At 72.4% G+C, this 13,783-nt stretch carries 13 protein-coding genes; 5 read left to right on the top strand and 8 right to left on the bottom strand.

The features are described 5' to 3' along the window. Positions 1 to 4 precede the first annotated feature (4 nt). The 3 genes from ACIPPM_RS03645 to ACIPPM_RS03635 are packed head-to-tail and all read right to left on the bottom strand — an operon-like array spanning position 5 to position 2,612. Positions 5 to 955, bottom strand: coding sequence for an ABC transporter substrate-binding protein (locus tag ACIPPM_RS03645; RefSeq protein WP_401442456.1), 951 nt, complete (start codon positions 953 to 955; stop codon positions 5 to 7). Next, complete coding sequence (locus ACIPPM_RS03640) at positions 952 to 1,491, bottom strand: GNAT family N-acetyltransferase (protein ID WP_401442454.1); 540 nt, start codon at positions 1,489 to 1,491, stop codon at positions 952 to 954. The genes ACIPPM_RS03645 and ACIPPM_RS03640 overlap by 4 nt, the downstream gene beginning before the upstream one ends. Beyond that, the gene (locus tag ACIPPM_RS03635) at positions 1,488 to 2,612 is read right to left on the bottom strand and encodes an LLM class flavin-dependent oxidoreductase (RefSeq protein ID WP_401442451.1); all 1,125 of its coding nucleotides are present in this window, start codon (positions 2,610 to 2,612) and stop codon (positions 1,488 to 1,490) included. The genes ACIPPM_RS03640 and ACIPPM_RS03635 overlap by 4 nt, the downstream gene beginning before the upstream one ends. 582 nt (positions 2,613 to 3,194) lie before the next feature. Here ACIPPM_RS03635 and ACIPPM_RS03630 point away from each other — a divergent pair. Both ACIPPM_RS03630 and ACIPPM_RS03625 read left to right on the top strand, forming a co-directional pair. After that, positions 3,195 to 4,208, top strand: coding sequence for an amino acid ABC transporter permease (locus tag ACIPPM_RS03630; protein WP_401442448.1), 1,014 nt, complete (start codon positions 3,195 to 3,197; stop codon positions 4,206 to 4,208). Then, positions 4,205 to 6,313, top strand: coding sequence for an FAD/NAD(P)-binding protein (locus tag ACIPPM_RS03625; RefSeq protein WP_401442446.1), 2,109 nt, complete (start codon positions 4,205 to 4,207; stop codon positions 6,311 to 6,313). The genes ACIPPM_RS03630 and ACIPPM_RS03625 overlap by 4 nt, the downstream gene beginning before the upstream one ends. A gap of 50 nt (positions 6,314 to 6,363) precedes the next feature. Here the strand turns inward: ACIPPM_RS03625 and ACIPPM_RS03620 are convergent, their stop codons facing one another. The 4 genes from ACIPPM_RS03620 to ACIPPM_RS03605 are packed head-to-tail and all read right to left on the bottom strand — an operon-like array spanning position 6,364 to position 9,966. Next, positions 6,364 to 7,239, bottom strand: a complete 876-nt coding sequence (locus ACIPPM_RS03620; protein WP_401442444.1) for a TauD/TfdA dioxygenase family protein — start codon at positions 7,237 to 7,239, stop codon at positions 6,364 to 6,366. A 59-nt stretch (positions 7,240 to 7,298) separates the two neighbouring features. Beyond that, positions 7,299 to 8,102 (bottom strand): ABC transporter ATP-binding protein, encoded by an 804-nt coding sequence (locus tag ACIPPM_RS03615; protein ID WP_401442442.1) that lies wholly within the window; start codon positions 8,100 to 8,102, stop codon positions 7,299 to 7,301. Further along, positions 8,089 to 9,138 carry an ABC transporter substrate-binding protein gene (locus ACIPPM_RS03610; protein ID WP_401442439.1) on the bottom strand — a complete coding sequence of 350 codons (1,050 nt, stop codon included), beginning with the start codon at positions 9,136 to 9,138 and terminating at the stop codon, positions 8,089 to 8,091. Before ACIPPM_RS03610 ends, ACIPPM_RS03615 begins: the two co-directional genes overlap by 14 nt. Before the next feature lie 39 nt (positions 9,139 to 9,177). Further along, a complete protein-coding gene (locus ACIPPM_RS03605; protein WP_401444168.1) occupies positions 9,178 to 9,966 on the bottom strand; it encodes an ABC transporter permease in 789 nt (262 codons plus the stop codon). A 516-nt stretch (positions 9,967 to 10,482) separates the two neighbouring features. Here ACIPPM_RS03605 and ACIPPM_RS03600 point away from each other — a divergent pair. The 3 genes from ACIPPM_RS03600 (at position 10,483) to ACIPPM_RS03590 (ending at position 13,579) form a co-directional block, all read left to right on the top strand. Further along, positions 10,483 to 12,420 (top strand): hypothetical protein, encoded by a 1,938-nt coding sequence (locus ACIPPM_RS03600; protein ID WP_401442436.1) that lies wholly within the window; start codon positions 10,483 to 10,485, stop codon positions 12,418 to 12,420. 35 nt (positions 12,421 to 12,455) lie between these two features. After that, complete coding sequence (locus tag ACIPPM_RS03595) at positions 12,456 to 12,902, top strand: SRPBCC family protein (RefSeq protein ID WP_401442434.1); 447 nt, start codon at positions 12,456 to 12,458, stop codon at positions 12,900 to 12,902. A gap of 74 nt (positions 12,903 to 12,976) precedes the next feature. Next, positions 12,977 to 13,579: a YdcF family protein gene (locus tag ACIPPM_RS03590; protein WP_401442432.1), complete on the top strand. Its 603-nt coding sequence runs from the start codon at positions 12,977 to 12,979 to the stop codon at positions 13,577 to 13,579. Here the strand turns inward: ACIPPM_RS03590 and ACIPPM_RS03585 are convergent. Continuing rightward, on the bottom strand, positions 13,545 to 13,706 hold the full coding sequence (locus ACIPPM_RS03585; RefSeq protein WP_401442429.1) for a hypothetical protein: 162 nt from the start codon (positions 13,704 to 13,706) through the stop codon (positions 13,545 to 13,547). The two genes, ACIPPM_RS03590 and ACIPPM_RS03585, sit on opposite strands and share 35 nt — an antisense overlap. Between the last annotated feature and the right edge of the window lie 77 nt (positions 13,707 to 13,783).

Genomic DNA, 13,783 nt, shown 5'->3' with positions numbered 1-13,783 from the left:
CTTCTCAGGCGTGCTCGGGCGGGCTGATCCGCGAGCTGTCGATGGCGGAGCCGGTGGTTCCCCACTTCTCGAGGATGCGGCGGTAAGTGCCGTTCTCGATCAGCTCGTTGACGGCGCTCTGGAACGCCTTGGTCAGTTTCGAGCCCTTCTTGAAGGCGAAGCCGACGTCGAGGCGGTGGAATTCGCCGAGGAACGCGGTGTGCGCGGCGGGCTGGGCGGCCTGGTAGCGCAGGCCGTTGATGGTCGACATGATCACGTCGATGCGGCCCTGCTGGAGCGCGGTGACGGTCGCCCCGTTCTCCGCGTACACCTTCACCTCGTACGGCTTCTTCCCGGCCTCGGCGCAGACTCCCTTCCGCGCGGCGAGGGTGGCCTCGAAGGTGGTGCCCGCGTTGATGCCGACGGTGCGGCCGCACAGCTGGGTCAGCTCGGTGATCTTGCTTCCGAAGGAGGTGTCGCCCTGCTTCACGGCGAAGCCCTGGCCGTCGTCGATGTAGGTGACGAAGTCGATGGTCTTCAGCCGCTCGGTGGTGACGCCGAAGTTGCCGGTGCCGACGTCGTACTTGCCGCTGCCGAGGGCGGGGAGGATGGTCTCGAAGGAGGCGTCCTGCCGCTCCAGCCTGATCCCGAGGACCTTGGCGACCGCGGCGGCGATGTCGATGTCCTGGCCCTGGGGCGTGCGGGAGCCGTCCGGGTAGTACGCGGAGGGCGGCGCGCCGACCGAGCTGCCGATGCGCAGGGTGCCCGCGGCGCGTACGTCGGCGGGCAGCAGGGCGGCGGCGGAGTCGACCTTGTGGACGGCGGCGACGGGGTCGGCGGTCGGTGCGGGCGAGCCGCCCGCGGCGGTCGCCTCGGCGGGATCGCCGGAGCCGCACCCGGTCAGGGCCAGCAGGGGCAGGAGCGCGGCGGCGGCCACGAGCGGGCGTGCGCGGCCGGGGATGCCGGGGAGCTTCACTGGGCGGTGGCCTTTCCGGTGCGGAGGTCTTGTCCGTGCTCGGGCTGTCTTTCGAGGTGTTTCTCGAAGGGCAGCGGGCCGATGGACTCGGGGTCGGCCTGGGTGTCGAACAGCGGGTGGTAGCCGGTGTTCAGGTACAGCGCGCGGGCCTCGGGCTGGCGGGGTCCGGTGGTCAGGTAGATCCGCCGGTAGCCGCGGGCGTGTGCCTCGCGTTCCAGTTCGGCGACGACCTCGCGGGCGAGGCCCCGGCGGCGGTGGGCGGAGTGGGTCCAGATCCGTTTCAGCTCGGCGGTGGCCGGGTCGTACCGGCGGAAGGCACCGCCCGCCACCGGCTCGCCGCCCTCCAGGATCAGCAGGAGGACACCGCCGTGCGGTGGGGTGAACTCCTCGTCGGGGTAGCGGGCGAGTTCGGCGTGCGCGTCCTTGCCGTAGCGGGCGGAGTACTCCTCGCCGAGTTCGCGCAGCAGGGGGCGTACGCGCGGGTCGGAGACGGTCACCTGGACGACCGAGCGGGCGGAGAGGGCGGGCAGGCTCACTCGCCCACCGCCGTGAGCGGGCCGCCGTCGGCCGCGCGGGCGGCGTCCCGCTTGGCGACCTCCTCGCGGACGATCGGGATGACATGCCGGCCGAAGTCGATGGCGTCGCCGAGCAGGTCGTAGCCGCGCGCGGAGAGGATGTCGACACCGAGGTCGTAGTAGTCGAGCAGGGCCTGGGCGACCGTCTCCGGGGTGCCGACCAGGGCGTTGGAGTTGCCCGCGCCGCCGGTCGCGGCGGCGGTCGGGGTCCACAGGGCACGGTCGTACCGTTCGCCCGCCTCGGCGATGGCGATCAGCCGCTGCGAGCCGGTGTTCTCGGGGGCGCCGCCGCGGCGGTGGCGGACGAGGCCCGCCTCCCGGCGCTGCTTGATGGCGCCGACCGTGCGGTGCGCCTTCTCCCAGGCCAGCTCCTCGGTGGGGGCGATGATCGGGCGGAAGGCGACCTGGAGGCGGGGTACGTCGGTGCGGCCGGCCTCGCGGGCGGCGGCCTTGACCTTCTCGATCTGCGCGGCGGTCTCGGCCAGCGGCTCGCCCCACAGGCAGTAGATGTCGGCCTCGGCGCCTCCGGCGGCGTAGGCGGCGGGCGAGGAGCCGCCGAACGAGACGCCGGGGCGCGGCTGTTGGACGGGGAAGACGTCGCTGACGAAGTCATGGAACGTGTAGTGCTCACCCTCGTGGTCGAACGCCTCGTGGGTGGTCCAGATCTTCTTGACGATCCGGATGTACTCGCGGGTGCGGGTGTACCGCTCGTCCTTGGTGAGGGTGTCGCCCTCGCGGCCCTGTTCGTGGTCGTTGCCGCCGGTGATGAAGTGGACGGTGAGCCTGCCGTCGCTGATCTGGTCGAGGGTGGCGAAGGTCTTGGCGGCGAAGGTGGGGTACGAGACGTTGGGCCGGTGGGCGAGCAGGAGCTGCAGCCGGTCGGTGCGGGCGGCGATGTAGGCGGCGGCGGGCGCGGGGTCCGGGGAGCCGGAGCCGTAGGCGAAGAGCACCCGGTCCCAGTCGTGGTCCTCATGGGCGCGGGCGAGGCGGAGGGTGTAGTCCTTGTCGAAGGCCGCGCCCGAGCGCGGGGTGGTTTCGGAGCCGTCGTTGGTCGCGGCTATGCCGAGGAACTCCACTGGCATGAGTGAGCCTTTCCGGCGGAAGAGCGCAGGCGTGCGGGACTGAACCGCCAAGCGCGGCAAGCAATTTGAGGAAGCGTCAGAACGGACGTCAGAAATGCGGCGTGACGACGACGGGCGTCGGGCGGAACGGTGCGGCGGCAGCGCGCGGAAGGGATGGGCATCGGCCCGCGCCGGAATACGCCGGCGGAGGGAAAGGGCCGGTCAGACGGCCCGCTGCCGAGTCAGACGCAACACGAGGACGACCACACTCGACCGAAGTCGATGTGATCGCGCGTGACCAAGCGCTGCTGGGCATCCATGCGGTCAATTGAGCAGTGCGTCTCGCTTTTCGTCAACCCATGACCGCATGCCGGACCACAACCGACCTGCTGTCCGGTGTGGTTGCCGGAGGTGTGGTTGACAGACATGTGTGTCCCACCCATACGATCGACGGCGGACGGGCCCGTCACACGGCGGGCTCCTCCGGTCGCGTTGAGGGACGCGGCACGTGACGACGCAGGCCACCGGCCGCCGCACCGTACGCGCGTACGTGTGCCACCGGACGGTCCCCACGTCCGCACCTCCCTCCCGGAGCGTCTACCGATGGCCACGCCCTCCCCTGTCACCTCCACGCCTTCCGATGCCCCCTCCACCCCTGTCCTGAAGCCCTCCGTGGCCGCGCCGCCCTCCGACGGCACCGAGCTGCCCCGGATCGTGCCGCGCCGCCACCCCGGCCGCTGGATCGCCGCCGCCGTCGCCCTGCTGGTCCTCGCCATGGTGCTCAACTCCGTGGTGCGCAACGACGCCTTCCAATGGCAGGTGGTGGGGCAGTACTTCACCACCGCCGCCGTACTGGACGGGCTGCTGCTCACCCTGTGGCTGACGGCCGCCGTGATGGTGCTGGCATTCCTCCTCGGCACCGGCATGGCGGTGCTCCGCCTCTCCGCCAACCCCGTGCTGCGCACCCTGAGCTGGGGCTATGTGTGGATCTTCCGCTCGACGCCGCTGCTGGTGCAGTTGCTGTTCTGGTTCAACATCGGCGCGCTGTACCCGACGCTCGGCATCGGCATCCCGTTCGGCCCCGAGTTCATCAGCGTCAAGACGGTGAACCTGCTCGGGCCGACCCTGACCGCGCTGATCGGCCTCACCCTGCACGAGACGGCGTACGCGGCCGAGGTGATCCGGGGCGGCATCCTCTCCGTGGACGCCGGGCAGACCGAGGCGGCCCAGGCACTGGGCCTCGGCAGAGGGCGCACCCTGCGCCGGATCGTCGTCCCCCAGGCGATGCGCTCCATCGTGCCCACGGCCGGGAACATGCTGATCGGCACCCTGAAGGGCACCAGCATCGTGAGTGTGCTGGCCGTGCACGACCTGCTGTTCTCCGTCCAGCTGGTCTACAACCGGACCTACCAGGTCATCCCGCTGCTGCTGGTCGCCACCGTCTGGTACATCGCGGTGACCTCGGTGCTGAGTGTGGGCCAGTACCACGTCGAGCGGTACTACGGCCGGGGCGCCGCCCACACCCTGCCGCCCGCTCCGCTGGCCCGGCTGGGGCCCTGGCTGACCGTGCTCCGCGCCCGGGCCCGCCGCGCCGCCGCCCTCGGCGGTGACCGATGAGCACGCACACACTGGTGATCGTCGGGGCGGGGCCGCGCGCCACCGGACTGCTGGAGCGCCTCGCCGCCAATGCGCCCGAACTCTGGTTCGGGGAGCGCGAGTTGCACATCCATCTGGTCGATCCGCATCCGCCCGGTCCGGGCCGGGTCTGGCGGCACGAGCAGTCGCCGCTGCTGCGGATGAACTCCATGGCCGAGGACGTCACGATGTTCACCGACGAGACCTCCACCGTGGCCGGCCCCGTGCGCCCCGGCCCCTCACTGGCCGAGTGGGCTGCGCAGTTCGCCGGGCCGGACGCCCCGCGCTTCACCCCGTACGCGGAACCGGCCGACCCGGAGGTGCTGGCCGAGCTGAGCACCCTGGACCCGGCCGACTTCCCGACCCGGCGCGCCCAAAGCGCCTATCTGGACTGGGTGTTCCGCCGGGCGTTGGCCGATCTGCCGCCCTCCGTGGCCGTCGAGTGGCACCGCACCACCGCGACCTCGGTCACCGGCCCGGTCGACGGCCCCCAGGAGGTCCGCCTGGCCGGCCGAAGCGAACCGCTCCGCGCCGACCTGGTGATACTCACCCAGGGGCACCTGGGCTCGACTCCCGCCCCGGCGCACCGGGTGCACGCCGACTTCGCCCGCCGGCACGGGCGCTTCCATCTGCCGCCCGCCTTCTCCGCCGACGCCGACCTGTCGGGACTGCGGCCCGGTGAGGAGGTGGTGCTGCGGGGCTTCGGGCTGGCGTTCGTCGACCTGGTGGTGCTGCTCACCGAGGGCCGCGGCGGCGCCTACCGGACCGAGCCGGACGGCACGCTGACCTACCTGCCCTCCGGCCGCGAACCCGTGCTGCACGTCGGTTCGCGGCGCGGGGTGCCGTATCACGCGAAGACCGGCTACCGGCTCCAGGGTCCCCGCCCGCCGCTCCCCCGGTACTTCGGCCCGGAGGCGGTCGACGCGCTGCGCGCCGGGTCGGGCCCGCTGGACCTGCGGCGCGATGTGTGGCCGCTGATGGCCAAGGAGATCGGGTTCGGCCACTATCACGAGCTGTTCCACGCCCACCCCGAGCGCACCGCGATGCCCTGGCCGGAGTTCCTGGCCGCCTACGACCGCTTCGGCTGGTACTCCGACCGGCTCGCCGGGCTGGTCGCGACCGCCGTGCCCGACCCGGCAGACCGGCTGGACTTCGAGGCGCTGGACCGCCCGTTGGACGGGCTCGTCTTCGACACCCCGGACGCCTTCCAGGAGCATCTGCGCGCCTACGCCAGCCAGGACGTGGCCCGCCGCGAGAACCCCGAGCACAGCGCCGACCTCGGCGCGTTCCTCGCCCTGCTCTCCATCTACGGCCAACTCCCGGGGCTGGTCGCCTCCGGGCGGCTGACGGCGCGCTCGCTGGCGGACGGGCTGGACGGCTGGTGGCACGGGTTCTTCAGCTTCCTCGCCTCCGGACCGCCCGGCTTCCGGCTGCGCGAGCTGGACGCGCTGTCCCGCGCCGGTGTGGTGCGCTTCCTCGGCGCGGACGTCCGGGTCGGCACGGACGAGGCGACGGGCACCTTCACGGCGACCAGTCCCACCGTGCCGGGCCACACCGTGCACGCGACCGCCCTGATCGAGGCGTATCTGCCGGGCCCGAACCTCGACCGCACCGAGGACCCCCTGCTGCGGCACCTGCACCGTTCGGGTGCGCTCGCGGAGGAGGTGGTGGCCGACGGTACGCACCGGCACCGGTCCGGCCGGATCACCGTCTCCCCCGCCGACGGCCACCTGATCGACCCCGGCCTGGGCCGACCGCACCCCCGCCGGATCGCCCTGGGCGCCCCCACCGACAGCCGGGCCATCGCCGCCTTCGCGCGCCCCCGTACCGACGCGCCCGCCTTCCGGCAGAACGACACGGTGGCCAGGGAGGTGCTGCGGGCGCTGGACGCCGAACCGGAACCACATGTGCGAGGGCCACATGTGCCGGAACCACATGTTCCTGTGCAGGAGCCACACGTGTCGGGACCACACGTGTCGGAGCCACACGTGCAGAAGCCACATGTACCGGAACCACACGTGCAGCCGTCCCACGTCCCGAAGCCACATGTACCGGGACCAGCCGACGGCGCGCGGGTCGGACGCTGACGCACGGAGGGGCTGCCCGGACCATGACCGGGCAGCCCCTCCGTCTGTGCCTACGCCCGCGGCCCCACCGGGGCGTCGCCGCGCAGCGTGATGCGGTGCATCACCCGGTGTTGGTCGCCGTAGTCGCGGTTCGCGTAGTGCGAGGTGCTGCGGTTGTCCCACAGCGCCACATCGCCCGGCTGCCAGCGGTGCCGCACCACATGTTCCGGCTTGGTGAGGTGTGCGTAGAGAATGTCGAGCAGGCCCCGGCTCTCGTGCTCGGAGACGCCGACGATGTGCGAGGTGAAGCCGGGGTTGACGAACAGCCCCTTGCGCCCGCTCTCCGGGTGCACCCGCACCACCGGATGCTCCACCGGTGTGAGCTGCGTGAACACCTCGCCCTCCCACAGGTTGCCCTTCCCCTGACGGCGCTGGGCGAGGTAGTAGCCGAACTCGCGTGAGCCGTCGTGGACGGCGGTGAGAGTGTCGATGTGCGCCCGCAGCCCCGCCGACAGCGACTCGTACGCGGCCTGACTGTCGGCCCAGTTGGTGTCACCCCCGGTGGGCGGCAGCACCACCGCGCGCAGTACGGAGATGGCGGGCGGGCGCGGTACGAAGGTGACGTCGGTGTGCCACACGTCGGCGAAGCCGTTGTCCTGGCTGTCCAGCGAGTACACCTCGGGCGCCACGTCACCGGAGTCGTGCACCGGGTGCCCGACCGTGACCTCGCCGAGCCGACGGCCCAGCTCGATCTGCCCGGCGTCGTCGAGCTGGTGCTGTCCGCGCACGAAGAGGACCTTGTGACGCACCAGGGCCTCGCGGAGCGCGAGCACACCGTCGTCGTCCAACCGGGCCAGCTCGATGCCGTCGATCTCGGCGCCGATGTTCGGGCCGAGTTCGGTGAGCGGCAGCCGCGTCGCCACGGGCCGGTCGCTGAGGATGCTCATGGGGATGTCCTTTCCGGTACGGCCCCGTCCGGGACCTGGGATTTCTCGGGGTACGGCGTTCAGGAGGCGGCGGCGCTCTTCACGGCGTGCGCGACCTCGGCGCGCAGCTCGCCGAACTCCGGTGAGCCGCGCAGCTCTTCGGCGTCCACCGCACCGCGCGGCAGGGTGATCGGCAGGTCCAGGGCGACGGTTCCCGGGCTCTTCGTCAACACCACGATGCGGGAGCCGAGGAAGACGGCCTCCTCGGCCGAGTGCGTCACGAACACCGTGGTGCGCCCGGTCTGCGCGGCCATCCTCCGCACGTCCTCCTGGAGCCGTTCGCGGGTGAGCGCGTCCAGGGCGGCGAACGGTTCGTCGAGGAGGAGCAGCGGGTTCTCGGCGGCGAGCGCGCGGGCGATGGCGACGCGCTGCTGCTGCCCGCCGGAGATCTCCCAGACCCGGCGGGCCTCGGTGCCCTCCAGGCCGACTCGCGCGAGCAACTCGGCTCGTCGCTCCGGCCATTGGGCGCGTTCGACACCCGCGTACCGGAGGGCGAGGTCGAGGTTGCCGCGCACGGTGCGCCACGGGAAGAGCCTCGGCGTCTGGAACACCACGCCCGCCGTGTCGCCGGGGCGCGGGCCGGTGGCGGAGACCGTCACGGTGCCCTCGGTGGGCCGCTCGAATCCGGCGATGAGCCGCAGCAGGGTGCTCTTGCCGCAGCCCGAGGCGCCGACCAGGACGAGGAACTCGCCGGTGGGCACGGTGAGATCGACCGGACCGACGGCGGTCACCGCACCGTACCGGTGGGTGACGTGATCGAGCCGGACGGCACCGTTCTCGACACTTGGCTCAACTTGTGCCTCGGTCAGCTCACTTGAGGACATCGGGCAGCCCCTTGAGGTAGAACGCCTTCTCGACGGAGGTCGCCGAGGGCGCCGCGTCGATCTGCTTCTGACCGGCCAGGAAGCGGCCGGTGTCGCCGACGTAGGTCAGCAGCTTGCCGGGCTTGCCGTCGGTGCCCAGCCACTCGTCGGAGGTCACCTGCTCCGGGGTGAGGAACACGCCCTGCGCGAGCTGGGCCCGGGCGTCGGCGGCGCTGATGTTCAGCTCGGCCGCGACCGCCTTCACCGAGCCCTCGTGGTCGGACTTGAGCAGCCGCAGCGCCTCGGCCTCCGCCTTGCGCCAGGCGTCGATCGCCTTGGGATCGCGGGCGATCAGCTCGTCCGAGACGACGGCGAGGTCCAGGGTCGGCTTGCCCGAACCGGCCACCTGCTTGCTGCTGGTGAGCTGCTTGCCCGTCTTGCGCAGCTCGTCCAGCGTGGGCAGCCACACGTACGCGGCATCAATGTCGCCCCGCTGCCAGGCGGCGAGGATCGCCTGCGGCTGGAGGTCGATCAGCTTGACGTCGGACGGCTTCAGCCCGGCCTGGTCCAGCGCGGCCAGCAGGCTGTAGTGCGAGGTCGACGCGAACGGCGTGGCGATCGTACGCCCCTTCAGCCCGGCCACGTCGGAGACCCCGGTGCTCTTCCGCGCGACCAGCGCCTCGTTCTCCCCGGCCACGTCGAGAATCCAGGCGACCTTGTACGGGATCGGGGACGGCCCCGATATCCCGCGCGCGAACGGACTCGACCCGAGCGCGGCGATGTCGAGGGACTTGCCGAGGAAGGCCTGGTTGACGCTCGCCCCGGAGTCGAACTTGATCCAGGTGATGGTGTGGTCCGGCAGCGCCTTCTCCAGCAGCTTTCTGTTCTTGACGATCAAGTCGCCGCTGGGAAAGGCGAAGTAGCCGATCCGCAGCCGTTTCCCGGAGCCCGAGGCGGAGCTGTCGGTGGAGCAGCCGGTGACCGCGGCGGTGGCGGCGACGGCGAGGGCACCCGTGAGCAGCTGACGACGGGACGGGCGGAGCGGGGCGTGGGACATGGAAGTGCCGTTTCTCTGAGCGGGAGTTGGGCGTGCGGATCAGGTGCGGCCGCGCCAGGGCACGACGGCCCGTTCCAGGCGCAGCAGCAGGCCGTCGATGATCAGCCCGGAGATGCCGATGGCGATGATGCCGACGAGCACGACCGGAGTGTTGTTGTAGTTGGCGGCGTCCTTGACCATGCCGCCGATGCCGGGCAGCCCGTTGACCAACTCGGCGGCCACCAGGGAGGAGTAGGCGACCCCGACGGCCAGCCGGACGCCGGTGAGCGTCTCCGGCAGGGCGGAGGGGACGACGACGTCCCGTACGACGTCCCAGCGTGAGGCGCCGAGTGCGCGGGCGGCCTCGGTGAGTGCCTTCGGCACGGCTGCCACGGCGGTGGTGGTGGAGACGGCGACCGGCGGGAACGCGGCCACGGCCAGCAGGGTGATCTTGGGTTCCTCGTTGATGCCGAGCCAGATGATCAGCAGGGAGAAGTAGGCCAGCGGGGGCAGCGTCCGCAGGAAGGTGATCCACGGCTCGAACAGCGAGCGCACCCAGCCGACGGTGCCCATGAGCAGCCCGAACACCACTCCGGCGGCGATGCCGATCCCGGCACCGAAGGCGATGCGGCGCAGGCTGATGCCCAAGTGCTCGATGAGATAGGTGCCGTTGTAGCCCCGGACCCCGTCGTGTGTGGTCGACACGTCGATGAAGGCCCGCCACACCGTGGCCGGCGGTGGCACCAGCGTCTCGCTCCAGGTGCCGCTCACCGCGAGGAGTTGCCACAGGAGGAGGAACAGCACGAGCGAGCCGAGCGGAAGTGCGGTACGGCGTACGGCACTTGGTATCCGGGGTGGACGGGGCGCGGCGGCGGCCGGGAGTGGGTCGGCCTTCTCCGGGCGCAGGGAAAGGGACACGGGCGGCCTCCATGAGGGCCTCGTAACAGCGGCGATGTGAGAAGTGGGTACGGCGAAGCGCCGCCTGCACAGCGGGAAAGACCGGTCCTGCGAGACACAACTCGTCTGATACCGCGCCGGGTTACCTCACCGGGCGGAGTGGACCGTCAGGAACGCGCGCGGACAGCGGCGGTCAGCGACAACACGCGGCCGGGCGTCGGCACAGGTCGATGACCAGGCGTCGCACCAGCGGCATGGGATTCATGGGGCCCTTTTCTACCGCAGCGGGGGCCCACCACCAAGAGGTGTCCACGAAGTGGACCACAGGGTGAGAAGAGGGGTGGGGGGTGACCGGGAGAAACGTTCTGCCTGGACAGGCGGCCGAAACGCCCGGTGACCCGAGCGGCGGTCACTCGTTTGCCGTAGCACCAGCTCCGAACGTCCCCGGTCGAGGAAGGCAGTCACCCGATGGTCCTGTCCCCGCTCAGTCGTTCCCCGCACGATTCGCGCCGTCGCCTGCTGCACGCCGAGCGCAGACTCGCCGAGCGGTACGCCGAGCTGGTCCGCCTGGCCTACCTGGTCCTCCCGGCCTCCCTCGGCCGACACCGCCGGGTCCTCGCGGCGCACTCGCTGGTGCAGCGCAGCCTGCCCGACGCCACGCCCGCCGTACCGGCGCCCCGCTCGTCGGGGACCGACCCGGACCGGTCGCTCCGGGTGGCGGTGGTGCGTGCCGCGCTCGCCCAGTGCAGGCGGCCCCGGCTGTGGCCCGAGGGGGCCCGGCCGCCCCGGCTGCTGCTGCCCCGGCTGCCCGTGGTGGTCGGGCTGCGGCTGGCGCCGCGCTCGGGCGGCGCCGAGGAGATGGCGCTCGGCCAGGCCCTGTCGGAGCTGTCCGCCCCGGCCCGCGCCGCCTTCGTCCTGCTCCGCGTCGAGGGCCTCACGGCCGACCACACACGCGGGGTGCTGGAGGCGGCCGGGGTGGCCGAGGCGCGGGTGGCCGTACGGGAGGCGGCCCGGCTCGACACCTCGCTGGGAACCGCCGCCGCGTCGGTGCTCACCTCGGACGAGTTCGACGCGTGCACCCTGCGCGCCCGCCCCACCGACCTGGTGCGCCGCCGTCGCCGGGTGCGCCTGGCCGCCGTCGCCGTACTGGCGGGGGCGCTCACGGCGGGCGGACTGGCGGCGGCCGTCACGCACTCGACGCCGGACGCGCCGGGTCCGTACGGGCGTCAGCCCCGGTCCGCCGATCTGCTCCGGGGCGACCCCGACGCGTGGGCGGACACCTCGCGGGTCGACTTCACCGCCTGGCCCGCGCGCGGGGACCGGGTGCGGGACCGGGCGCTGCTGGACCGGGCGCTGGCCGTCTGGGCCGACCCGCCGTCCGGCACCCGGATCGTCCGCGCCCCCGGCACCCCGGCCGATCCCCCGCCGCGCGCGCCGCGACTGCTGTACGCCGGGTCGGTCGGCGGGCGCGCGGTGGTGGTGTTCCACGACGGCCAACGCCTGGTGCGGTACGGCGAGTCGGGCACCGGTGCGCTGCTCGTACTGGCCCGCGCGGACGACGCCGACGTGACCACGGCCGCGGCTGTGGCGCTGGCCGAGCGGGGCGGCGCGGTGCGCTATCTGCTGGCGCCGTGGGTGGCGGAGTCCTCGGTGCGCGACCTGACCCGGCCGGACTCCCCGGCCCGGCCGCTGTCGGTCGCGCGGGACGGGGTCACCGCGCCGGTGCCCCGGTGGACGGGTGGCGGCTGCGGGCGCCGTCCGGCGCTCCAGCTGCGGTCGTCCCCGGCGATCGCCGAGCACCACGCGTTCCTGCTGACCGACCTCGGCGGTCTCACGCCCGCGCATCTGACGTACACCCCGCTGCCGGGCCATGGCGCACCGCCCGCCCGGCAGCCGCGCGAGGCGACCGGCCCGGCCGCGCTGGTGGCGTGGGGCCAGACCGGCTGCGGCCTGGAGTCGGTGGACGGCTCGGGGGTGCGGGCGGTCAACGCCTGGGACTTCGCCGAGCAGGACCTCCCGGACGGCGGCGGGCGCGCCGTGTGGACGTGCGTGCGGGCGGACACCTGGCGGGGGCCGGGCGACATCACCGTCTCCCTGCGCCGTCCGGGCGAGAAAGCGCTGGTGGTGACGCGGGTGCGGTCGACGGCCGCGTGCAGCAGGTTCGGTCAGCATGTGGTGGCCCGGACGCACTGGAAGTCACCGCGCGGCCACTGGTACGTCCTGGCCGCGGGCAGCCGCGCGGTCACCTCGCTCACCCTCACCGGCGAGGTGACGGCCACCCGGAGCGGGCACACCCTGGCGGTACGGGCGCCCAAGGACGCCTCCACCGAGGTGCGGGCCCGGCTGGCTTCGGGCGGGAAACTGCCGGAGGTCGGTTCCGGGCCGTCCGGGGGTACCCGTCCCTAGCGGCGACCCGCTGCCCCGAGCACTGGAGAACGAGCATGGTCCACGTCCGACGTTCCTTCACCGTCCCCCGCCCCCTGCCCGCCGTGAACGCCTACCTGGCCGACTTCGCGAACGCCGTGGACTGGGACCCCGGCACCCAGGAATGCGCCCGGACGAACGGCACGGGCATCCCCACCGAGGGCGCCACCTGGCACAACGTCTCCGAGTTCCGGGGCCGTAGCACCGAGCTCGAGTACCGCCTCGACCACCGCTCCGAGGACCGCCTCACCTTCATCGGCACCAACAAGACGGCGACCTCCACCGACGACATCACCCTCCGCTCCACCCCCGAGGGCACCCAGATCACCTACGACGCCAACATCCAGTTCCACGGCCTGGCCCGCCTCGCGGACCCCTTCCTCCGAAGCGAGTTCGAACGCCTCGGCGACGAGATCACTCACACGATGCCGGAGGCGATCGAGTCGGCGGTGCCGCTGTCCTGACCGGTGCGCCGGGCTCCGGGCCGAGTGCGCTCGTTCTCACGCGGCAGCTCGATGCGGTGCCCTAGAGTCGCCGCATGCGACGACGAACAGGGCTGGCGGTAGCCGTGGTTGCCGCTCTGGCCTGGGGCGAGTGGGTGAACTGGCGCTGGTCCCGGATCCCGGTGAGAAGCAGCGGGGGCGCTTCGGAAGCCGTGGTCGTGTTGGGCTACCGCAATCCACGGCCGACGGCGAACTTCATCAACCGCTGGCGCGTCCGTGCCGGTCTTCGCTCCGTCGCCGCTGACGGTGCACGGGAAACTCTCGTGATCTTCAGCGGGGGCGCGACCGGCAGCTTCGCCGCGGAGGCCCAACTGATGGCCGACTACGCGAAGTCGGTGCTCGGGTTCGACGGTACGGTGCTGCTCGAGGACCGGAGCGCGACGACCTGGGAGAACATCACGAACGTGATCCCGCTGATCGAGGACGTCGACCGCATCAAGATCGTCTCCCAGCCGGCTCACGCGCTCAAGGCCCGTGCGTACCTGCGGCGGCAGCGCCCCGATCTCGCCCAGCGGCTCGTGCGCGCGGCCGACTACCGTCCTGGCGAGTGGATGTTCGGCAAGCCGCTGCTGGCTCTGTACGGGCTCTGGACACTCCGTGGCCTCACGGCGGAGGAGCGGGCCGGACGGCCAGGATGAAGCACGGCTCGACTCGGCGGCCCATCAGCCGCAGCAACCGGGCCTGCCGGGACTCCCCGGCAGAGGACTCGGCCACGGGTGCGGCGAAGAAGCGGTCGATGATGCCGACTGCGAAGGCGTGGGACATGGCCGCAGCGTAGGACTGCCGAAGGCGACGCGCTGGCGGACGTCGGCCACCGAGTTCGGCCCCCGGCAGTCGCCCGA

Origin of the sequence: Streptomyces sp. NPDC090119 (genome assembly GCF_044747085.1) — a bacterium.
In the GTDB taxonomy this organism is placed as follows: domain Bacteria; phylum Actinomycetota; class Actinomycetes; order Streptomycetales; family Streptomycetaceae; genus Streptomyces.
This window is presented reverse-complemented; position numbering and strand designations above follow the sequence as displayed.